The 20,123-nt window shown below is 72.5% G+C and carries 19 protein-coding genes and 1 pseudogene; 5 read left to right on the top strand and 15 right to left on the bottom strand.

All coding sequences use genetic code 11. The annotated features are described in order from the left end of the window. Positions 1-16 precede the first annotated feature (16 nt). The 7 genes and pseudogenes from Aau02nite_RS22210 to rimP all read right to left on the bottom strand — a co-directional run bounded on the left by Aau02nite_RS22210 (position 17) and on the right by rimP (position 6,658). Entirely contained in the window at positions 17-310 is a 294-nt protein-coding gene (locus Aau02nite_RS22210; RefSeq protein WP_212990457.1) for a DUF503 domain-containing protein, read from the bottom strand. Between the two features lie 35 nt (positions 311-345). Continuing rightward, on the bottom strand, positions 346-1,371 hold the full coding sequence (locus Aau02nite_RS22205) for a TRM11 family methyltransferase (RefSeq protein ID WP_212990456.1): 1,026 nt from the start codon (positions 1,369-1,371) through the stop codon (positions 346-348). 61 nt (positions 1,372-1,432) lie between these two features. Next, on the bottom strand, positions 1,433-4,261 hold the full coding sequence (infB, locus tag Aau02nite_RS22200) for a translation initiation factor IF-2 (RefSeq protein ID WP_438841162.1): 2,829 nt from the start codon (positions 4,259-4,261) through the stop codon (positions 1,433-1,435). Positions 4,262-4,312: 51 nt separating this feature from the next. Continuing rightward, a pseudogene (locus Aau02nite_RS48085) lies at positions 4,313-4,519 on the bottom strand (translation initiation factor IF-2 N-terminal domain-containing protein); the annotation flags it as partial. Between the two features lie 120 nt (positions 4,520-4,639). Beyond that, positions 4,640-4,999 carry a YlxR family protein gene (locus tag Aau02nite_RS47420; protein WP_212990455.1) on the bottom strand — a complete coding sequence of 120 codons (360 nt, stop codon included), beginning with the start codon at positions 4,997-4,999 and terminating at the stop codon, positions 4,640-4,642. Beyond that, positions 4,977-5,996, bottom strand: a complete 1,020-nt coding sequence (gene nusA / locus Aau02nite_RS22190) for a transcription termination factor NusA (RefSeq protein ID WP_212990454.1) — start codon at positions 5,994-5,996, stop codon at positions 4,977-4,979. The genes Aau02nite_RS47420 and nusA overlap by 23 nt, the downstream gene beginning before the upstream one ends. Beyond that, entirely contained in the window at positions 5,993-6,658 is a 666-nt protein-coding gene (gene rimP / locus Aau02nite_RS22185) for a ribosome maturation factor RimP (protein WP_212990453.1), read from the bottom strand. Before rimP ends, nusA begins: the two co-directional genes overlap by 4 nt. Positions 6,659-6,865: 207 nt before the next feature. On the opposite strand from rimP, the gene Aau02nite_RS22180 reads away from it, so the two are divergent. Genes Aau02nite_RS22180 through Aau02nite_RS22170 form a run of 3 tightly spaced genes read left to right on the top strand, consistent with a single transcriptional unit; the run spans position 6,866 to position 8,542 of the window. Next, positions 6,866-7,321, top strand: coding sequence for a hypothetical protein (locus Aau02nite_RS22180; protein WP_438841161.1), 456 nt, complete (start codon positions 6,866-6,868; stop codon positions 7,319-7,321). Between the two features lie 46 nt (positions 7,322-7,367). After that, positions 7,368-7,790 carry a ferritin-like domain-containing protein gene (locus Aau02nite_RS22175; protein ID WP_212990451.1) on the top strand — a complete coding sequence of 141 codons (423 nt, stop codon included), beginning with the start codon at positions 7,368-7,370 and terminating at the stop codon, positions 7,788-7,790. 41 nt (positions 7,791-7,831) lie between these two features. Then, positions 7,832-8,542: a nucleotidyltransferase family protein gene (locus tag Aau02nite_RS22170; protein ID WP_246595354.1), complete on the top strand. Its 711-nt coding sequence runs from the start codon at positions 7,832-7,834 to the stop codon at positions 8,540-8,542. A 6-nt stretch (positions 8,543-8,548) separates the two neighbouring features. Here Aau02nite_RS22170 and Aau02nite_RS22165 read toward each other — a convergent pair whose 3' ends face one another. Both Aau02nite_RS22165 and map read right to left on the bottom strand, forming a co-directional pair. Then, positions 8,549-9,241 carry a VIT1/CCC1 transporter family protein gene (locus tag Aau02nite_RS22165; RefSeq protein ID WP_281421008.1) on the bottom strand — a complete coding sequence of 231 codons (693 nt, stop codon included), beginning with the start codon at positions 9,239-9,241 and terminating at the stop codon, positions 8,549-8,551. Further along, positions 9,238-10,095 carry a type I methionyl aminopeptidase gene (map, locus tag Aau02nite_RS22160; protein ID WP_212990448.1) on the bottom strand — a complete coding sequence of 286 codons (858 nt, stop codon included), beginning with the start codon at positions 10,093-10,095 and terminating at the stop codon, positions 9,238-9,240. Before map ends, Aau02nite_RS22165 begins: the two co-directional genes overlap by 4 nt. Before the next feature lie 120 nt (positions 10,096-10,215). On the opposite strand from map, the gene Aau02nite_RS22155 reads away from it, so the two are divergent. Beyond that, positions 10,216-10,539 carry an STAS domain-containing protein gene (locus Aau02nite_RS22155; protein WP_212990447.1) on the top strand — a complete coding sequence of 108 codons (324 nt, stop codon included), beginning with the start codon at positions 10,216-10,218 and terminating at the stop codon, positions 10,537-10,539. A 22-nt stretch (positions 10,540-10,561) separates the two neighbouring features. Here Aau02nite_RS22155 and Aau02nite_RS22150 read toward each other — a convergent pair whose 3' ends face one another. After that, positions 10,562-14,203 carry a SpoIIE family protein phosphatase gene (locus Aau02nite_RS22150; protein ID WP_246595353.1) on the bottom strand — a complete coding sequence of 1,214 codons (3,642 nt, stop codon included), beginning with the start codon at positions 14,201-14,203 and terminating at the stop codon, positions 10,562-10,564. Between the two features lie 86 nt (positions 14,204-14,289). On the opposite strand from Aau02nite_RS22150, the gene Aau02nite_RS22145 reads away from it, so the two are divergent. After that, positions 14,290-14,862, top strand: a complete 573-nt coding sequence (locus tag Aau02nite_RS22145; protein ID WP_212990446.1) for an HD domain-containing protein — start codon at positions 14,290-14,292, stop codon at positions 14,860-14,862. A 3-nt stretch (positions 14,863-14,865) separates the two neighbouring features. Here the strand turns inward: Aau02nite_RS22145 and Aau02nite_RS22140 are convergent, their stop codons facing one another. The 5 genes from Aau02nite_RS22140 to Aau02nite_RS22120 all read right to left on the bottom strand — a co-directional run bounded on the left by Aau02nite_RS22140 (position 14,866) and on the right by Aau02nite_RS22120 (position 20,122). Further along, positions 14,866-15,615 (bottom strand): gamma-glutamyl-gamma-aminobutyrate hydrolase family protein, encoded by a 750-nt coding sequence (locus tag Aau02nite_RS22140; protein WP_212990445.1) that lies wholly within the window; start codon positions 15,613-15,615, stop codon positions 14,866-14,868. 58 nt (positions 15,616-15,673) lie between these two features. Then, positions 15,674-16,357, bottom strand: coding sequence for a gamma-glutamyl-gamma-aminobutyrate hydrolase family protein (locus tag Aau02nite_RS22135; RefSeq protein WP_212990444.1), 684 nt, complete (start codon positions 16,355-16,357; stop codon positions 15,674-15,676). Between the two features lie 240 nt (positions 16,358-16,597). Continuing rightward, the gene (locus Aau02nite_RS22130) at positions 16,598-17,362 is read right to left on the bottom strand and encodes a 3-oxoacyl-ACP reductase (RefSeq protein WP_212990443.1); all 765 of its coding nucleotides are present in this window, start codon (positions 17,360-17,362) and stop codon (positions 16,598-16,600) included. Between the two features lie 10 nt (positions 17,363-17,372). Beyond that, positions 17,373-18,728: an aldehyde dehydrogenase family protein gene (locus Aau02nite_RS22125; RefSeq protein ID WP_212990442.1), complete on the bottom strand. Its 1,356-nt coding sequence runs from the start codon at positions 18,726-18,728 to the stop codon at positions 17,373-17,375. Positions 18,729-18,775: 47 nt separating this feature from the next. Beyond that, positions 18,776-20,122: a glutamine synthetase family protein gene (locus Aau02nite_RS22120; RefSeq protein ID WP_212990441.1), complete on the bottom strand. Its 1,347-nt coding sequence runs from the start codon at positions 20,120-20,122 to the stop codon at positions 18,776-18,778. Between the last annotated feature and the right edge of the window lies 1 nt (position 20,123).

Raw genomic sequence — 20,123 nt, 5'->3', positions numbered from 1 at the left:
TCCGCCGCGGGTGGGCTCAGTCGTCGTCGCCGTGCAGCCGGCGCCGGACCGAGAGCAGCTCGATCTCGGGGCGGCCGGCCATCTGATGCTCGCAGGTGTCGATCACCGCGCGGGCCTGGGACGGCTCGGCGGCGACCACGGCGACCCCGATCTGGGCCCGCCCGTGGACGTCGTGGTCGCCCACCTCCGCGACGCTGACCTCGTATTTGCGCAGCATCGCGATGATCGGGCGGACGTAGGAACGCTTCTGCTTGAGCGAGCGCGAGTCGCCGGGCAGCAGCAGGTCGAAGAGTGCGGTCTCGATATACATCAGCGAGCGAGAGTACCCGGGTCACCCCGGACCATTCAGCTGGATTTCCGGGCCACCACCACGTCACGCTCGATGCCCTGGTCGACCCGGTGGCTCAGGTCCTCGTACGGCACCAGCGCCAGCCCGTTGGCGACCAGGATGTCCTCGGCCAGCTCACGCCGGGCCACCTTGGTGTTCCAGGACAGGCCGATGGCCCCGCCGGGACGCAGCAGGTGCACCCACTGCGGCACGGCCCGCTCCAGCAGGTCCAGCGGGCGCCGGGACATGCCGCCCTCGTCCTCGTAGCTGCCGTGTGCGACGCCGTACGGCAGGTCGACGACCAGCACGTCCACGCAGTTGGCCCGGAGCAGGCCGTCGAGCTGGGTGGTGTCCGCGTTCAGCATGATCACCTTCTGCACCGCGCCGGCCTTGTGGTCCTCCTTGCTGGCCGCCATGGTGATCTCCATCCGGCGGGCGGCCTTGCGGCCCTGCCGGCGGACCGGGTTCAGCTCGGCGGTGTGCTTGAGGCGCTTGCGCTTGAGCCAGGTCTGCAGGAACAGTTTGTACGCCTCGACGTCCTTGCCGTCGAGCTCCACGCCGATGGCGTCGTAGCCGTACATCAGCGCCTGGTTGAGCGTGGTGCCCCGGCCGGCCAGGAAGTCGCCGACGACCAGGTGGCCGTCGAGCATCCGGCGCGCCGAGGCCGAGGCCAACAGCGTCAGGTTGAGCAGGAGCTTGGTGAACTGCTCGTTGGTCTTGCCGGCGTACTTGGGGATGGTGATCAGGTCGCTGTCGTAACGGGCCAGCGGGGTCAGCTCCAGCGGCCGCAGCAGGTCGTCCCCGGCCCGCTCGAACAGGGCGTAGCCGGCCGACATGTTCGACAGGAACGCGATGTCCCGGGGCTGCAGGTCCGCGGTGAACGTCAGGTACTCCACGCCGCCGATCCGGGTGGCGTCGACCTCGGCCACCTCCGAGGAGAGCACGGGCCGGAACGCGGCCAGCTCCGCCCGCGACAGTCGACCTGCCTGGTCGGCGTAGACGCGGTTGGCGGAGGGCGCGAGGAGGAGGGCGTAGCGAGACATTCCAGTAGTAAAGACAACGGCCCCCGGCGCCTCAGCGCCGGGGGCCGGTCAACCGGGGGTGTTACGCCCGCGGCTTCTCACGCATCTCGAAGGTCTCGATCACGTCGCCGGGCTGCGGCGACCCGAAACCGCTCAGGGTCAGACCACACTCGAAGCCCTCGCGGACCTCGGTGGCGTCGTCCTTGAACCGCTTCAGCGAGCTGATCGTGACGTTGTCCGCCACCACGGTGCCCTCGCGCAGGATGCGCGCCTTGGCGTTGCGGCGGATGAGACCCGACCGGACCATACAGCCGGCGATGAGACCGATCTTGGACGAGCGGAACACCTCGCGGATCTCCGCCGTGCCCTGCTCGACCTCCTCGTACTCCGGCTTGAGCAGGCCCTTGAGCGCTGCCTCGATCTCCTCGATGGCCTGGTAGATCACGCTGTAGTAGCGGATCTCCACGCCGGCGCGGTCGGCCATCTCCTTGACCTTGTTGCTGGCCCGGACATTGAAGCCGATGATCGTGGCGGTCTGGTCCGAGGACGCCGACGCCAGGTTGACGTCGCTCTCGGTGATCGCACCGACGCCGCGGTGGATGACCTTGAGCTGCACCTCGTCCGGAATCTCGATCTTGAACAGTGCGTCCTCGAGAGCCTCGACGGAACCCGAGCCGTCGCCCTTGAGCACCAGGGTGAGCGAGGTCTTCTCGCCCTCCTTGAGCTGCTCCATGAGCGTCTCGAGAGTCGCCTTGCCCTTCGAGTTGGCGAAGCTGGCCGCCCGGCGGCGGGCCTGCCGCTGCTCGGCGATCTGCCGCACCGTGCGGTCGTCCTCGGCGGCCAGGAACGTGTCGCCGGCGCCGGGCACCGACGTCAGACCCAGCACCAGGACCGGACGCGCCGGACCCGCCTCGGTGACCTGCTGACCGTTCTCGTCGAGCATGGCGCGGACGCGACCGTGCGCGCCGCCCGCCACGATCGAGTCGCCGGCCCGCAGCGTGCCCCGCTGGACCAGGACGGTCGCGACAGCGCCGCGGCCCTTGTCGAGGTGGGCTTCCACCGCGACACCCTGGGCCGGCCCGTCGATCGGAGCGGTGAGCTCCAGCGACGCGTCGGCGGTCAGCAGGACGGCCTCGAGCAGGTCGTCGATGCCGAGACCGGGCTTGGCGGCCACGTTGACGAACATCGTGTCGCCGCCGTACTCCTCGGCGAGCAGGCCGTAGTCCGTCAGCTGCTGCCGGACCTTGTCCGGGTTGGCGTCCGGCTTGTCGACCTTGTTGACCGCGACCACGATCGGCACCTCGGCCGCCTTGGCGTGGTTCAACGCCTCGACCGTCTGCGGCATGACGCCGTCGTCGGCCGCGACCACGAGGATCACGATGTCGGTCACCTGGGCACCACGGGCACGCATGGCGGTGAACGCCTCGTGGCCCGGGGTGTCGATGAAGGTGATCGCGCGCTCTTCGCCCTGGTGCGGGACGACGACCTGGTAGGCACCGATGTGCTGGGTGATGCCACCCGCCTCGCCGGCGACCACGTTGGTCTTGCGGATCGCGTCGAGCAGCTTCGTCTTACCGTGGTCGACGTGACCCATGACGGTCACGACCGGCGGCCGGGTGACGAGGCGGTCCTCGGCGATCTCGGCGTCGAGGTCGATGTTGAACCGCGACAGCAGCTCGCGGTCCTCGTCCTCGGGGCTGACGATCTGCACGTCGAAGCCCAGGTGCTCGCCCAGCAGCAGCAACGTGTCGTCGGAGCACGACTGCGTCGCCGTCACCATCTCGCCCAGGTTGAACATCTCCTGGACCAGCGAGCCCGGGTTGGCGTTGATCTTGTCGGCGAAGTCGGAGAGCGACGCACCACGCGAGAGCCGGACCTCCTGGCCCGAACCGCGGGGCGCACCCGACGACATCTGCGGAGCCGACAGGTTGTCGAACTCCTGACGCCGCTGCTTCTTCGACTTGCGGCCACGCGTGGGCCGGCCACCGGGACGCCCGAAGGCACCCGCGGCACCGCCGCCACGACCGCGACCGCCACCACCGGGACGACCCGGGGCACCGCCGACGGGACCGCCGCCACCGGGGCGGAAACCGCCACCGGCACCGGCACCACCGCCGCCACCGGGGCCACCGCGGTAGCCACCGCCGCCACCGGCACCGGCACCACCGCCGCGGTAACCGCCGCCACCGGCACCGGCACCGCCACCGGGGCGGAAACCGCCACCGGCGCCGCCACCCGGACCGCCACGACCGCCACCGGGACCGCCGGGACGGCCGGCGCCACCGCCGGGACCGCCACGACCGCCGCCGGGACCGGCGGGACGCTGCGAGGGCATGGACGCGGGACTGGGCCGCGGCGGCATCGAGGCAGGGCTCGGCCGCGGGGGCATGCCCGGCTGGTTGGGCCGGGGCATCGCCGACGGGGTCGGCCGCTGGCCGCCACCGGAGACGCCGAACGGGTTGTTACCGGGACCGCGGGCCGGCGGGCGCGGCGAGCCGCCCGGGCCGGGACGGCCGGTAGTGGGCGCGCCCGGGGCTCCGGGACGCGTTGCGGCGGGAGAGCCGGGACGCGGCGGCACCGTGCCGGGGCCCGGGGGCCGCGGACGGGTGGTGCCGTCGGCCGGAGGCTGCTGCGCCCGGCGCTCGGCGTCCCGCGTGCGGGCCGCCTGGGCAGCCTTGACGGCGGCCTCCTGCTCGGCCTTCAGCGCCGAGGCGCGGGCCTCGGCGGCTGCCACCTCGATGTCGTGGGCACTCGCCGGCTTGGCGACCGGACCGGGCACCGGGCCCGGACGGCCGGGAACCGGCGGCTTGGGCCGGACCATCGAGCCGGGCGACGGCGCCGAGGACGTGGGGGCGCTGGTGGGCGCTCCCGCCGTCGGCGCAGCGGGCCGGCGCGGCGGCTGCGGCCGCATGGCCGATGGGTTGGCCCGGGGGGCGCTGGGCGCACTCGTGGCGTTCGGCGCGGCGGGCGCGGGCGCCGCCGGAGCGGCACCGCCCGGAGCGTCGAGGGCACCACGAAGTCGCCGGGCCACCGGGGCCTCGACCGTGCTGGATGCGGATTTGACGAACTCGCCCATCTCCTTGAGCTTGGCGAGAACGGTCTTGCTGTCGACCCCGAGCTCTTTGGCGAGCTCGTGAACGCGGGCCTTGCCTGGCACTGCACTCCTCATCTCGAGGTCGTACGAGCAGCGCCCGCCGACCTCACTCGTGCACTAGAAGCCTGGTCATTTCAGGGACTTCATCGTGTGCTCATCTGGGTCGTCCTACCTTGCTGGACATGGATGGGGCACCTACGCCACATCATCGGTGGTTCCGGACGGCACGGTGACCGCTCGGATGTGCTCGGCAAGCAATCCGGTGTCAGCAACACCGGTGAGTCGCAGCGCACGCCCGAAGGCGCGACGCCGCTCCGCCTGCGCGAAGCAGGCCGGATCAGGATGCACATGTGCTCCCCGGCCCGGCAGCCGGCGGCCCGGATCGGGCTGGAGCCGGAGTTGACCTCCTGCTCCGACCGCGACGAACCGCAGTAAATCGGAGGCCGGCACGCGTGAGCGACAGCCAACACAGGTGCGTGTCGGACCGGCCACCCGAAAGTCTACCCCGCTTGCCTCGTGCTCGGGTATCCGGTCAGCTCCCGGTCTCGGCGGCATCGCGCTCGGAGGCCGGATCCGGCTGCTCGTTGTCCGGACGGATGTCGATGCGCCAGCCGGTCAGCCGGGCGGCCAGCCGGGCGTTCTGCCCCTCGCGGCCGATCGCCAGCGAGAGCTGGAAATCGGGCACGGTGACCCGCGCGGTGCGGGTGGCCGCGTCGACCACCTCGACCCGCAGGGCCTTGGCCGGGGAGAGCGCGTTGCCGACGAACTGCGCCGGGTCGTCCGAGTAGTCGATGATGTCGATCTTCTCGCCGTGCAGCTCGCTCATCACCGCCCGGACCCGCTGGCCCATCGGGCCGATGCAGGCGCCCTTGGCGTTGACCCCGGCCACCCGCGAGTGCACCGCGATCTTCGAACGGTGACCTGCCTCACGTGCGATGGCGGCGATCTCCACCGTGCCGTCGGCGATCTCCGGCACCTCGAGCGCGAACAGCTTCTTGACCAGCGCCGGGTGGGTACGCGACAGGGTGATCTGCGGCCCGCGGAAGCCCTTGGCCACGTGCACCACGACGCAGCGGATCCGCGACCCGTGCTCGTACGTCTCCCCCGGCACCTGCTCGGCCTGCGGCAGGACCGCCTCGAGCTTGCCCAGGTCGACGATGACGATGCCCTTCTCGGCGCGCGCCGCGTCGGCCTGCACGATGCCGGTGACCAGGTCACCGTCGCGGCCGGCGTACTCGCCGAAGTGCACCTCGTCGGTGGCCTCGCGCAGCCGCTGCAGGATGACCTGCTTGGCGGTCATCGCGGCGATCCGGCCGAAGTCGTGCGGGGTGTCGTCCCACTCCCGGACCAGCGAACCGTCGGCGTCCAGCTCCTGGGCGAAGACCTGGGCCGCGCCGTTCTTGCGGTCGATCTGCACCCGGGCGTGGCTCTCGGCCCCGTCGGTGTGCCGGTACGCGGTCAGCAGTGCCGTCTCGATCGCCGCGAGGATCGTGTCGAACGGGATCTCCCGCTCGCGCTCCAGGGCGCGCAGCGCCGCGAGGTCGATGTTCACTTGTCCTCGCCCTCCCCATCCTCGTCGTCATCTTCATCGTCCTCGTCCTCGTCGCCCTCGTCGGGCTCGTCGGGGAAGACGGCTTCATCCAGCCGCTTGAACTCGATCTGGACCTTGCCCGGCCCCAGCTCGGCGTACGGGATCTCCGTGCTCCTGCCGTCGACGTCGAGCACCACGCAGGTGTCGTCCGCCGAGGTGACCCGGCCGGTCAGCGACCGGCCCGCGACGGTGACGGCGACCAGCCGGCTGACGTTGCGCCGCCAGTGCCGGGGCAGGGTCAGCGGCCGGTCCACCCCGGGCGAACCGACCTCGAGCTGATACTCACCCGCCAGCACCTCGCCCTGGTTCTCCTCGGCCGTGTCGAGCGCCTGGGAGATCTCCCGGGAGACGACCGCGACGTCGTCGAGGCTGATGCCACCGTCGGCGTCGACCAGGACCCGGAGCACGTGCCGGCGGCCGGCCCGGGAGAGGTTCACGTCCTCGAGGTCGAACCCCGCGGCGACCACGACCGGCTCGATCACCGCGCGCACGCGGGCCTTCGCAGCCACCAGATCGATGCGCGGAGCAGCGGGCTGACGCGTTTCTTCGGCGGCCTCTCGGCCCCGGCCCCCGCCGGAGCGGCGGTTCGCCGGCCGGGCACCGCCGCGACCACGCTGCGTCATCGGGCCCAACCCTTCTGCTCGAATGCGGCGCGCGGCAAACGCTCCGTGCGCCGATCGCCGGCAACACCGGCATGCCACCGGGGCTGGAAATCCCCGGCGGCTGACGCAGAGCGTAACGCGCCGGCGGCGCGGGCCGGCCGCCGCCGCTCCGATTCGGCGCCCGGTGCAGGTCAGCGACGCGTGGTGCGGATGGTGTTGACTGACCGGGTGAAAAGACGTCACCTGATCGGCGTGACCGCCGGTGGGGCGCTGAGCGCGACGGCACTGGGCGGCTGCGGGCTCTTCTCCGATGATCCCGAGCCCGCGCCGGCCCCCGACGCCTTGCAGCCCGTGCTTGACGAGGCCCTGGCCCTGGCGGCGGCTTACGACCGGGCCGTGCTGGCCGAGCCCGGCCTGGCCAAGAGGCTGACCCCGCTCGCCGCCGACCACCGCACGCACGCGGCCGAGCTGTCCCGGGTGATCGGCCGGGCGGCCCCGTCCGGGGCGCCCGCGTCCAGCGCCCCGAGCGGCGCGGCAGCCGACTCGGTGGCCGCACTGCGCAAGGCCGAGCAGGCGGCACAGAAGACGGCGGCCGCGGCCTGCCGGACCGCCCCCGCCGACCGCGCCGGGCTGACCGGCTCGATCGCCGCCGCCCGGGCCGCCCACGCGGAGGCCCTGCGATGAGCGCGTCGTCCACGCCGCGTCCGGCGACGGTCATCGCGGAGGCGGCATGAGCGCCCAACTGGCGGCCGCGCTGGCCGCGGAGGAGGCGGCGATCTACGCGTACGGGGTCCTCGGGGTGAAGCTGACCGGCGAGGGTGACCGCACCGAGGCCCGCGCCGCCGAGGCGGTCCACCGCGGCCGCCGGGACGTGCTGGTCAGCCGGTTGTCGGCGCTGAAGGCCAGCACCGCCCCGGCCCCGGCCGGCTACGAGCTGCCGTTCGACGTCACCGACCGGGCGAGCGCGCTGAAGCTGGCCATCCAGGTGGAGGACGGGGTCGCGCAGGCCTGGCGGGCGGTGCTGCCGGCGACCACCGGCGCGGATCGGGCCACCGGGCTGAACGCGCTGGTCGACGCGGCGGTCCGGGCGACCCGCTGGCGCCGGCTCGGCGAGGTGACCCCGGCCACGATGGCCTGGCCAGGACGCGCCTAGCGGCCCTTTCCCGGCGCCGGTCCATGCCCGACAATGACGCAGTGTCGCAGGACGAGTACGACCTGGCCAACCCGCGCTGGCACCTGGCCACCCGATTGCGTGACGTGATCCTGCGGCGCTGGTCGGCCGAGGTGCGGGCGGTCGGCGTGCACGGCTCCCTGGCCCACGGGGACGACAGCGACAGCAGCGATCTCAACCTGCACGTGGTCACGTACCGGCCGAACGCCGGACCCCGCGCCGCCCTGCGCCGGGTGGACGGCATCCTGGTCGACCTCAGTGTCGGCACCGCCGACGACGGCCTGCGCCGGGCCCGGGAGCTGACGCCGCGCTGGCCGCTGGAGGCCGACCGCTACCTGACCACCCGCGACCTGTTCGATCCCGGGGGCTGGTTCGCCGGCCAGCGGGACGCGCACCTGGGCAAGCTCGCCGAGACCCGGCCGGGCGAGTTCAGCGCGCTGGCCCGGCGCAACTGGTGTGTGGCCTCGGCGGCCCACGCCCGGGCGGTCCGGCTGGCCGAGTGGTACGAGACCGACGCGGCGCTGGTGCTGCTGGCCGAGGCGAGGTTGCACGCCGCGATGGTCACCGGCCTGCTCAGCCGCACGTATTTCCGCAACCGGGCCGACGCCGTGAAGCGCACCGGGCTGGCCGGGGCGGACATGACCGAGCTGGCGGCGGTGCTGAAGACGCAGGCCGACGACCTCACCGCCCGGGGCCGCCCGGTCGACGGGCCGCTCAGCGCCCTCTTCGAGTGATCCCGCTCAGGCGACGCCGACGCCGATCAGCGTGCCGATGACGTAGGTCGCCCCGGCGGCGGCCGCGCCGAGCAGGAGCTGCCAGAGGCCGCTGCGCCACCACGGGCGGGCGGTGAAGCGGGCGATGAGCGCACCGGCGGCGAACAGCCCGGCGCCGCCGACGACGAGCGCCGCGAGCAGGCTGTCGAAGCCCAGCAGATACGTCAGCAGCGGCACGACCGCCCCGATCGCGAAGCACACGAACGAGGACACCGCCGCCGTCCACGGGCTGGGCAGCTCGTCCGGGACGACGCCGAGCTCCTCCTGGGCGTGCACCCGCAGCGCCTGCTCCGGGTGGGTCTTGAGCACGTCGGCGACCTGCCGGGCGAGCGGGGTGGGCAGCCCCCGCGCGGTCCACATGGCGACCAGTTCGTCGGCCTCGCCCTCCGGGTTGAGCCGTAGCTCGCGCAGCTCCTTGGCCAGCTCGGCGGCGACCTGGTCGTTCTGCGTGCGGACGCTGGTGAACTCGCCGAGGCCCATGGAGATCGCCCCGGCGACCAGGCCGGCCACCCCGGTCAGGATCAGGGTGTGCCGGCTGACCCCGCCCCCGCCGACCCCGGCGATCAGCGCGATGTTGGTGACCAGGCCGTCCATCGCGCCGAAGGTGGCCGCGCGCAGCCAGCCGCCCGAGACGTCCGCGTGGTGCTCGGGGAGGGTCACGGCAGGGTCAGGATCTCGTACCCGTCCTCGGTCACCACCAGCGTGTGCTCGAACTGGGCGGTCCATTTGCGGTCCTTGGTGACGACCGTCCAGCCGTCGTCCCACATCTCGTACTCGTGGGTGCCCAGGGTGATCATCGGCTCGATGGTGAAGGTCATACCGGGCTCCATCACCGTGTCGAGCCGCGGGTTGTCGTAGTGCGGGATGTAGAGACCGCTGTGGAACGTCTCGCCGATGCCGTGGCCGGTGAAGTCGCGCACCACGCCGTAGCCGAAGCGGCGGGCGTACGCCTCGATCACCCGGCCGATCGCGTTGATCCGCCGGCCCGGGGCGACGGCGCGGATGCCGCGCATCATCGCCTCGTGGGTGCGCTCGACCAGCAGCCGGGCCTCCTCGCTGACCTCGCCGACGCAGAAGGTCGCGTCGGTGTCACCGTGTACGCCGTCGAGGTACGCGGTCACGTCGACGTTGACGATGTCGCCGTCGGCCAGCACCGTCGTGTCCGGGATGCCGTGGCAGATGACCTCGTTCAGCGACGTGCAGCAGGACTTGGGGAAGCCCTTGTAGCCCAACGTGGACGGGTACGCCCCGTTGTCGATCAGGAACTCGTGCACGACCCGGTCGATCTCGTCGGTGGTGACGCCCGGCTTGCAGTGCTCCCCGGCGAGCTGGGTGGCCTGCGCGGCGATCCGCCCGGCGACCCGCATCTTCTCGATGGTCTCGGGGGTCTGCACGTGCGACCCGCGCCACTCTTTCGGGCGCTTCTTGCCGACGTATTCCGGGCGGATGATCTGCGGCGGCACCGCCCGCCAGGGTGAGAGCTTTCCCGGCGCGAGGGGGGCACGAACGGTCATCGACCCAGCTTATCGCCGAGCCCGGCGGGCACCGCGGGAGTGTGACCGCGGACAACAGCTCGGCCGGCCCTTTACCGGGCCGTTGTTGCCGCCCCCGGGCGCCTGTGTAATCGTGTCAGCGTGGATCAAGACGGCGCCGAGACGGACTTCTCGGCCAGTTCCTCCGTGACGGGCGACCGCGCCACCGTGGTGGTACGCGGCGAGGTTGACATGTCCACCGCCGACGCGATGTACCAGGCCGCCACCGGCAAGGGAGCCCGCGGCGCCACCCTGGACCTGCGCGCCGTCACCTTCTTCGACTCGGCCGCCATCCACGCGCTGATCCGGCTGGCCGAGCGCTACCCGGACGCCTTCGAGGTGATCCCGTCGGCGCCGGTCCGCCGGGTGCTCGACATCTCCGGCCTGAGCACCCAGCCCTGGCTGGTCCAGGGCGAGCCCGGCTGAGGCCCGGCCGGGGCTAGGCGGGTCAGGAGGAGCTCAACGGCCGGCGCAGCGTCACGGCCGTGCCGGAGCCGGTCCGCGCCACCGACAGCTCCGACAGTGCGCCGATCAGCGCCAGTCCCCGCCCGCGGAAGCCGGCCGCGCCGGCCGGGCGCCAGCTCCCGGTGTCACGGATGGTGGCCAGCACCGATTCCTCGTCCAGCGACACCTCGACGGAGATCACCGGCTCGGCCGGCTCGACGGGATGCTCGATCGCGTTCGCGGCGGCCTCGGAGATCGCCACGGTCAGGTCGAAGATGTCGTTCTCCGGCACGCCGTGGGCGGTGAGGAAGTCCTCGAGCCGCCGGCGCAGCACGCTCAGCCGGGTCGGGTCGGCGGGCAGCCGCAGCTCGAACTTGCGTGGCTCGGTGGCCTGCAGGGCGAGCAGCGCGATGTCGTCCCGGCGGGTCTGCTGCGCCGCCTTGGCCAGCAGCCGGTCGAGCAGGTCCTCGACGTGTTCGGCCGGCTCGGCGAGCTCCGCCCGGACCTCGGCCAGGCCCCGGTCGATACCCAGCCGGCGGTCCTCGACCAGCCCGTCGGTGTAGAGCAGCAGCCGGTGACCGGGCTCGAGGGCCGCGGTCAGCGTCGGGTACGTCACGTCCTTGAGCGCGCCGATCGGCGGGCCGAGCGCGCCGGAGTAGAGCAACTCGCCCTTCTCCCCCGGCGCGGCGAGCATCGGGGACGGGTGCCCGGCCGACGAGAAGTGAAGTCGCCTGTTCCGGATGTCGAAGCGGACGCAGACCACGGTGGCGAACTGGCGCCGGCCCAGGTTGTCCACCAGCCGGTTCAGCCGGGTCAGCGCCTCACCGCAGTCGAAGCCCTCGAGGATGTACGCCCGCAGCGCGTTGCGCAGCTGTCCCATCACCGCCGCGGCCTGCACCCCCTTGCCCACCACGTCCCCGATGACCAGCACGAGCTGGTCGTCCGGCGCGAGGATGACGTCGTACCAGTCGCCGCCGACCTCGGCCTCGGTGCTGCCCGGCAGGTAGCGGCTCGCCACGATCGCGCCGGGCACCCGGGGCAGCGACTGCGGCAGCAGGCTGTGCTGCAGCGTGCTGGCGATGCGGTGCTCGGCCTCGTAGAGCCGGGCGTTGCCCAGCCGCAGGCCGATCAGGCGGGCGAGCTGGGTGAGCAGCGCCGGCTCCGGGGGACCGTCCGATCCGGACCAGACGCTGAGCTCGCCGAGCGGCGCGCCGGAGGTGTCCGGCAGCGGCAGCACGACGTCCGGGGCGGCCGAGCCGCCGGCGCCGCCGTCCACCTCGGCGCGGGCGCCGGGGGCGGTCAGCACGACCCGGCCGGCCGACGTCATCGCCCGGACGTGGCGGGCGGCGACGGCGAGCACCTCGGCGGTGGTGCTGACGGTGTTGACCGCCGCGGCCGCGTCGACCAGGCCGCGCAGCCGGCTGATGATCTGCCGGCGGGTCTGCCCGAGCTCCAGGTTGGCCCGGACCCGCGCGGTCAGGTCCCGCACGGAGAACGGCTTGACCAGGTAGTCGTCCGCGCCCGCGGCCAGGCCCTCGACCGACGCCTCCTCACCGGCGCGGGCGGAGAGCACCACGATCGGCACGTCCCGGGTGCGCTCGTCCGCGCGCAGCGCCCGGATCAGGCCGAAGCCGTCCATCCGGGGCATCATGATGTCGGTCAGCACCAGGTCGAACTGCTCGGTACGGGCCAGTTCCAGCGCCTCCAGCCCGTCCGACACGCTGGTGACGTCGAAGGACGGCCGCAGCAGCCGGGAGACGTGATCGCGCAGGTCCACGTTGTCGTCGGCGAGCAGCACCCGGCCGCGCCGGCCGGCCTGCACCTCGCCCGGCGCGACGGGGGCCGGCGCGGTGTCGCCCACCCACCAGTGCGCCTCCTCGACGTAGAGCCGGGACTGCTCCTCGGGCAGCGCGGACGGTTGTTCGTTGATGATCCGGTCGGCCGGCAGGTGGGCCGTACCGAGGGGGATGCGCACGGAGAACGTGCTGCCCACGCCGAGCTCGCTGCTTGCGGTGGCCGTACCGCCGTGCAGCTCGGCCAGCTCGCGGACCAGGGCCAGGCCGATGCCGGTGCCCTCGTGGCTGCGCGCCCAGGCGCCGGTCACCCGGTGGAAGCGGTCGAAGAGCAGCTGCTGCTCCTGCTCGGACACGCCGACGCCGGTGTCGGTCACCTCGAGCACCGCGGCGCCGTCGCGGGCACCGACCCGGACCGTGATCCCGCCGGCCGGCGTGTACTTCACCGCGTTGGAGAGCAGGTTGAAGACGATCTTCTCCCACATCTCGCGGTCCACGTGCACCGGCGCCGGCAACGGCGGGCACTGGATGTCGAGCCGCAGCCCGGCCCGTTCGGCCGCGGAGCGGAAGGTGCTGGCCAGCCGGGCGGTGTAGTCGGCCAGGTCGGTCGGCCGGTAGGCGGCGCGCAGCCGGCCGGACTCCAGCCGGGAGAAGTCCAGCACCGTGTTGACCAGCTTGAGCAGCCGCAGGCCGTTGCGCTGCATCGGCACCAGGCGCTCACGCGCCTCGGGGGTGAGCCCGTGGTCGCTGAGCAGTTCCTCCAGCGGGCCGAGGATCAGGGTCAGCGGGGTACGGAACTCGTGGCTGACGTTGGAGAAGAAGTTGGTCTTGGCCGTGTCCAGGGCGGCCAACTCGGCGGCCCGGCGGCGCTCCTGCTGGTAGGCCCGCACGTTGGCCACCGCCCGGGAGATCTGCGCGGTGGCGAGCTCGAGGAAGTCCCGGTAGCCGCGGTCCAGGGCCAGGAACCGGCTCACCCCCACCACCAGCGCTCCGGCGCCGCTGGTGCCGGCCCCGATGGGCAGCACCAGGGCCTGGTCGGCGGCCGACAAGGGCGGTGGATGGGCCACGGTGCCGGCGGCGATGGTCTCCGCCTCGTCGGACCGCATGACCGCCTCGACGACCTTACGCACCCGGGGATCGAGCGGTCGGCAGGCGGACGGCGGGAGCCCGCACACTCCGGCCACGGCCGGCACGCCACCGCCGTCGGGGTCGTCCAGGTAGAGGAGGGCGAACGGCACGTCGGCGTCGTTCTCGCCGAGGACCTGCGCGACCTGGGTGCCGAGGGCGTCCTGGTCGGGCGAGTCGGCCAGCCGGGAGCCCAGGGCGCTGAGCGTACGGACCCGGCGGTCGGCCAGCACCCGGCCCGTGGTGTCGCTGACGATGCAGAAGATGCCGCCCACGGCGCCCTCGGCGGTCCGGATCGGGTCGTAGGAGACGTCGAAGTACGTCTCCTCGAGGAAACCGAAACGCTCGAGCATGAAGAGCAGGTCGGCGGCCCAGAACGACTCGTCCCGGTCCTTCACCCCGTCGAAGAGCTTCTGCAGCACCGCCCAGGTCTCGGGCCACATCTCCCGGCCGGGACGGCCCACGTGGCCGGGGTGCTTGCTGCCCATCGTGGGGATGTAGGCGTCGTTGTAGAGCGCGCAGTGGTCCGGGCCCCAGAACAGCACGATCTGCGCCTTGGAGGCGAGCATCCGGGCGACGGCGTCAGCGAGCTCCGGCGGCCAGCCGGCCGGGCCGCCCAGCGGGGTCGCGGACCAGTCGAGATCGAGCATGCGCCGGCCCATCTCACCACCGCGCTCGAACGCCGTCCGCAACCGCTGCGGCAGGGCATCGCCCGCGCTGGCCCCCATACGTCCTCCTGCGGATTCCTCCGGCCGACAGGGCTGCACGGTAACACCGACAGCGACGGCTTTCAGCCGTAGCTAACCTTGCCCGCGTGACATCGCCCGCCCTGCACCGCGCGTTGACCGAATCGAACCTGAGACCGTTGCCCGAACCGGCCGCCGAGCTGTTGCGGGCCCTGGACGCACCGCCCCGGCTGGGTGCGCATCTGCGCGCGGTGCACGACGTCGCCTGGTCGCTGACCGACGTGCTGGGGCGGCGCCGGCCGGATCTGGAGTTCGACACCACCGCGGTGCTGTTCGGCGCGGCGACGCACGACATCGGCAAGATCCTGCACGTGGCCGAGCTGTCCGCGCCCGGACACCGGCACGAGGAGGCGGGCCGGGACCTGCTGCTGCGCTACGGCGTACCGGCGCACCTGGCCCGCTTCGCGGGCAGCCACGGCAGCTGGGACGCGCCGGAGGTCGCGCTGGACGACCTGCTGGTCAGCCTGGCGGACAAGGTGTGGAAGGGCGCCCGGATCACCGGGCTGGAGGATCGGGTCGGCGGCCACCTCGGCGGGGCCCCCTGGGAGGCGTTCCTCGTGCTGGACGACATGCTGCAGAGCCTGGCCGCCGGCGCGGACGAGCGGCTGGCTTTTCAGGCGGCGCATCCGGTCACGGTCTGACTTTCAGGCGGCCAGCGCGGTACGGCCCAGCCCGGAGCTGTCCGCGGCCGCCTCGACCAGCGCGGCGAAGACCCGCAGGTCACCGGTGCGCTCGGGGTGCCACTGGACGCCCAGCGCGAACGACCGGTTGCGGTCCTCGATGATCTCGACGACCCGGTCGTCGGGGCAGCGGCCGACCACCGTGAAGCTGCCGGGATCGTCGATCGCCTGGTGGTGGAACGAGTTCACGGTCAGCCGGGCGCCGAGCAGGGACCGTGCCGCCGAGCCGGGGGTCAGCACCACGTCGTGCCGGCCGAACGCCGAGGAGTCCACCGCGAGCGGGTCGGTGCCGGCCGCGGCCCGGTGCCGGTCGTGGCCCACCAGGTCGGGCAGGTGCTGGTGCAGGGAGCCGCCGGTGGCCACGGCCATCACCTGCAGGCCCCGGCAGACGCCGAGCACGGGCAGGTCTGCGTCGAGCGCGGCGCGCATGAGGAGCAGCTCGGAGGCGTCCCGGACCGGGTCCGAGTCGGTGGCCGGGTGCGGCTCGGCGCCCCAGTTGGCCGGGTCGACGTCACCGCCTCCGGCGAAGACGATCCCGTCGAGCGACTCCAGCACGTCGGTGCCGGGATCATCCGGGGTGATCAGCACCGCCCGTCCCCCGGTGGCGTGCACCGCCCGGACGTAGGACATCGGCAGCATGCCGACGACCTGTTCGTTGCTGCCGTACTGGACATGCTGCGCGTACGCGGTCAGTCCGATCAAGGGCCTGCGCATGCTGGTGCGATCCTCCTTCGTTCGTAGAACCTGCGTATCGGCGCCCGCGCCGGATGTCTTAGGCCGCCGCCTCGACCAGGGCCCCGAACAGCCGTTTGTCCCTGGTCACCTCGGGGTGCCACTGCACGCCGAGCACGAACCGGTGCCTCGGGTCCTCGACCGCCTCGACGGTCCCGTCCTCGGCCCGGCCGGTGACGGTCAGCGTGCCCGGGTCGTCGACGCCCTGGTGGTGGAAGCAGTGCACCCGGGTGTCCTCGCCCATCAGGCCGGCGATCCGGCTGCCGGGGGTGAAGCCGGCCTCGTGCTCGCCGTAGACCCCGGGCGCCGGGCGGTGCCGGTCGTGACCCAGCACGTCGGGCAGGTGCTGGTGCAGGGTGCCGCCCCCGGCGACGGTCAGCAGCTGCATGCCCCGGCAGACGCCGAGCACCGGCAGGTCCCGGGTGAGGGCCGCGCGGGCGAGCAGCATCTCGGCGGCGTCGCGCTCGGGCCGGGTGACCGTCTGCGGGGCGGCCGGGGCGCCGTAGAGCTCCGGGCCGAGGTCGGACCCGCCGCTGAGCACCAGCCCGTCCAGGATGCGCAGCACGTCGGTGTCGAGGTCGTCCGGTGGCAGCAGCACGGCCCGGCCGCCGGCCCCGGTGACCGCGGCGACGTAGTCGTGCGGCACCAGCGTGGTGGGCAGGTTGTGCCAGACACCCCAGGTGGCGGGCTCCACATAGGTGGTGATGCCGATGACGGGTCGCATCTTGACCACGGTATCCACGTCCTGTTCGGATGACGTCGACCGAGTGGGTGATCCGCTCGCCGGACCGGACGAGCGCCGCGAATTAGTGAGCGGCGCCGACTCCACGAGTCGGCGCCGCGCCCGGGCCCTTCGAACCACCCGTACAGCGATCGCAGCGTGCGCGGGCGGAGATTCGACCCCTGCGTCCGGCGTGAACTGGACGTACTTGTCTTCTCTCCGCTGCCCGGGGGTGCTAAACCGCTACAGCGGAGTTACATACGCACCGGTGATGCCACCGTCGACGACGAACTGGGACGCGGTCATGAACGACGCGTCGTCGCTGGCCAGGAACGCGACCGCGGCGGCGATCTCGGCCGGCTCGGCGAAGCGGCCCATCGGCACGTGCACCAGCCGGCGCGCGGCCCGCTCCGGATCCTTGGCGAACAGGTCCATGAGCAGCGGCGTCGCGACCGGTCCGGGGCACAGGGCGTTGATCCGGATGCCCTCGCGGGCGAACTGCACACCCAGCTCCCGGGTCATCGCCAGCACCCCGCCCTTGCTCGCGGTGTACGCGATCTGCGAGGTCGCCGCGCCCAGCAGCGCCACGAACGACGCGGTGTTGATGATCGACCCCTTGCCCTGGCGCTGCATGTGCGGGATCGCGTACTTGCAGCAGAAGAACACGCTCGTGGTGTTCACCCGCAGCACCCGCTCCCACGCGTCCAGGCCGGTGACGAGGATCGAGTCGTCGTCGGGCGGCGAGATCCCGGCGTTGTTGAACGCGATGTCGACCCGGCCGTACCGCTCGGCCACCCCGTCGAACAGCGCCTTGACCGCCTCCTCGTCGGTGACGTCACAAGCGACGAACTCGCCGCCCGCCTCGTCGGCGGCGGCCTTGCCCGCGTCCGCCGAGATGTCGACGCAGACGACCTTGGCCCCCTCGGCCGCGAACCGGCGGACGGTGGCCAGCCCGATGCCGCTCCCGGCACCGGTGATGACGGCGACCCGATCCTGCAAACGCTCCACAGCTGACCTCTCAGGCTTCCGTCGAGATGAAGACGTTCTTGACGTCGGTGAAGGACAGCAGTGCGTCGGGACCGAGCTCGCGGCCGAGGCCGGACTGCTTCATCCCGCCGAACGGCGTCCAGTAGCGCACCGACGAGTGCGAATTGACGCTCAGGTTGCCGGTCTCGACTCCGCGCGAGACCCGCAGCGCCCGCCCCAGGTCGCGGGTCCAGATCGAACCCGAGAGGCCGTACTCGGTGTCGTTGGCCAGCCGGACCGCTTCCTCCTCGTCGCGGAAGGGCAGCACCGACAGCACCGGCCCGAAGACCTCCTCCCGCCAGTGCGGGTCACCGGTCGAGTGGGCGAGCAGCACGGTCGGCGGGAACCACCAGCCGTCGCCGGTGGGTGCCTGCCCGGCGAACGCGACGTCGGCGTCAGCGGTGTACGACGCCACCTTGTCCCGGTGCCCGGCGGAGATCAGCGGGCCCATCTCGGCGGTCTCCAGGGCGGGGTCCTGCACCCGGAACGCCTTGACGGCCGGCTCCAGCAGGGCGAGGAAACGGTCGTACACCGACTCCTGGACCAGCAGCCGGGACCGTGAGCAGCAGTCCTGGCCGGCGTTGTCGAAGACCCCGCCGGGTGCCGCCGCGGCGGCACGTTCCAGGTCGGCGTCGGCGAAGACGATGTTGGCGCTCTTGCCGCCGAGCTCGAGCGTCACCCGTTTCACCTGGTCGGCACAGCCGGCCATGATCGACTTCCCGACCCCGGTGGAGCCGGTGAAGCAGACCTTGCGGACCGCCGGATGGGTGACGAAGCGTTGCCCGACCACGCTGCCCTTGCCCGGCAGCACGGTGAACACCCCCTCCGGCAGGCCCGCCTCGAGCGCCAGCTCGCCGAGCCGGATGGCGGTCAGCGGGGTGAGCTCGGCCGGCTTGAGCACGACGGTGTTGCCGGCCGCGAGCGCCGGGGCGAAGCCCCAGCCGGCGATCGGCATCGGGAAGTTCCACGGCACGATGATGCCGACCACGCCGAGTGGCTCGTGGAACGTCACGTCCAGGCCGCCGGCCACCGGGATCTGCCGGCCGGACAGTCGCTCCGGCGCCCCCGCGTAGTAGTTCAGGACGTCCCGGACGTTGCCGGCCTCCCAGCGGGCGTTGCCGATCGTGTGCCCGGCGTTGCCGACCTCCAGCGCGGCGAGTTCCTCGAGGTGGTCGTCGACGACCGCGGCGAAGCGCCGCAGCAGCCGCGCCCGGTCCCCGGGCGCCACCAGACGCCAGGATGCGAAAGCTCGCTGCGCCCGCTCGATCGCGGCGTCGGTTTCGGCCGGACCGAGCGACGGTACGGAGGTGAGCACCGTCCCCGTAGCGGGATTGATGACATCTGTCACAGCCCCCGTCCAACCGCCCCGCCGCCGCCCCTGACCTGTCTGAAGACTCACAGCCTTTCGAACCCTCGCTTGAGCTCCCAGTCGGTGACCGCGGCGTCGTACGCGGCCAGCTCGATCTTGCCCATGTTCGCGTAGTGGGCGACCACCTCGGGCCCGAACGCCGCCGCTGCCACCGGGCTGAGCTCCCACAACTCCACCGCGTCACGCAGATGCCCGGGCACCCGCGGCGCGGAGGCGTCGTCGTAGGCGTTGCCCCGGAACTCCTCCTCGAGCTCGAGCTCGTTCTCCAGCCCGTGCAGCGCGCCCGCGACCAGCGCCGCGATGGCCAGGTACGGGTTCACGTCACCGCCGGGCACCCGGTTCTCCACGCGCATGCCCTGACCGTGTCCCGCCATCCGCAGCGAGCAGGTGCGGTTGTCGACGCCCCAGCGCAGGGCGGTCGGCGCGAACGAGCCGGGCTGGTAGCGCTTGTAGGAGTTGATGTTCGGCGCGAAGAGCAGGCTGAACTCACGCATGGTGGCGAGCAGGCCGGCCAGCACCCGCTGCCCGGTCACGCTCAGGTGGGCCGGGCCGTCGCCGAGCATCGCCGAGCGGCCGTCCTCGCCGCGCAGCGAGAAGTGGATGTGGCAGGAGTTGCCCTCGCGCTCGTTCGGCTTGGCCATGAAGGTCAGCGCCATGCCCTCCTGAGCGGCGATCTCCTTGGCCCCGTTCTTGTAGATCACGTGGTTGTCGGCGCAGGTCAGCGCGTCGGCGTAGCGGAACGCGATCTCGTGCTGGCCGAGATTGCATTCACCCTTGGCGCTCTCCGGGACCAGGCCGGCGCCGTACATCTCGTTGCGGATGCGGCGTAGCAGCGGCTCGACCCGGGCGGTGCCGAGCAGCGAATAGTCCACGTTGTACTGGTTCGCCGGGGTCAGGTCGCGGTAGCTCTTGCTGAACGCCTGCTCGTAGGTGTCCTGGTAGAGCACGAACTCCAGCTCGGTGCCGGCGAAGGCGGTCAGGCCGTGCTCGGCGAGCCGGTCGAGCTGGCGGCGCAGGATCTGCCGGGGCGAGGCGTAGACCGGCTCACCGTCGGTGGTCTCGAGGTCGGCCAGGACCATGGCCGTGCCGGGCTGCCACGGGACCGGCCGCAGGGTGGCGAAGTCCGGGCGCATCACGAAATCGCCGTAGCCGCTGTCCCACGACGACATCGCGTAACCGTCGACGGTGTTCATGTCGACGTCCACCGCGAGCAGGTAGTTGCAGCCCTCACTGCCGCCGCCGGCGACCTCGTTCATGAAGAACGGGCCGTGCAGCCGTTTGCCCTGGAGCCGGCCCTGCATGTCGGTGAGCGCGAGCAGCACGGTGTCGATGCTGCCGTTGGTGACGGCGACGTCCAGATCTTCGAGATCCATC

This window comes from Actinoplanes auranticolor, from assembly GCF_018332655.1.
Taxonomy (GTDB): domain Bacteria; phylum Actinomycetota; class Actinomycetes; order Mycobacteriales; family Micromonosporaceae; genus Actinoplanes; species Actinoplanes auranticolor.
Note: the sequence above shows the minus strand (reverse complement) of the source record. Positions and strands in the feature narration are given on the sequence as shown.

Bases quoted from the DNA above. Each gene is read 5' to 3' on its own strand.
- Aau02nite_RS22150 (WP_246595353.1), bottom strand. From the start codon at position 14,203: ATGGGGGCCAGCGCGGGCGATGCCCTGCCGCAGCGGTTGCGGACGGCG.
- map (WP_212990448.1), bottom strand. From the start codon at position 10,095: ATGACCGTTCGTGCCCCCCTCGCGCCGGGAAAGCTCTCACCCTGGCGG.
- Aau02nite_RS22140 (WP_212990445.1), bottom strand. From the start codon at position 15,615: ATGCGCAGGCCCTTGATCGGACTGACCGCGTACGCGCAGCATGTCCAG.
- Aau02nite_RS47420 (WP_212990455.1), bottom strand. From the start codon at position 4,999: ATGCCGCCGAGACCGGGAGCTGACCGGATACCCGAGCACGAGGCAAGC.
- Aau02nite_RS22205 (WP_212990456.1), bottom strand. From the start codon at position 1,371: ATGTCTCGCTACGCCCTCCTCCTCGCGCCCTCCGCCAACCGCGTCTAC.
- Aau02nite_RS22135 (WP_212990444.1), bottom strand. From the start codon at position 16,357: ATGCGACCCGTCATCGGCATCACCACCTATGTGGAGCCCGCCACCTGG.
- Aau02nite_RS22175 (WP_212990451.1), top strand. From the start codon at position 7,368: ATGAGCGCCCAACTGGCGGCCGCGCTGGCCGCGGAGGAGGCGGCGATC.
- infB (WP_438841162.1), bottom strand. From the start codon at position 4,261: ATGCGGCCGCAGCCGCCGCGCCGGCCCGCTGCGCCGACGGCGGGAGCG.
- rimP (WP_212990453.1), bottom strand. From the start codon at position 6,658: ATGACGCAGCGTGGTCGCGGCGGTGCCCGGCCGGCGAACCGCCGCTCC.
- Aau02nite_RS22120 (WP_212990441.1), bottom strand. From the start codon at position 20,122: ATGGATCTCGAAGATCTGGACGTCGCCGTCACCAACGGCAGCATCGAC.
- Aau02nite_RS22210 (WP_212990457.1), bottom strand. From the start codon at position 310: ATGTATATCGAGACCGCACTCTTCGACCTGCTGCTGCCCGGCGACTCG.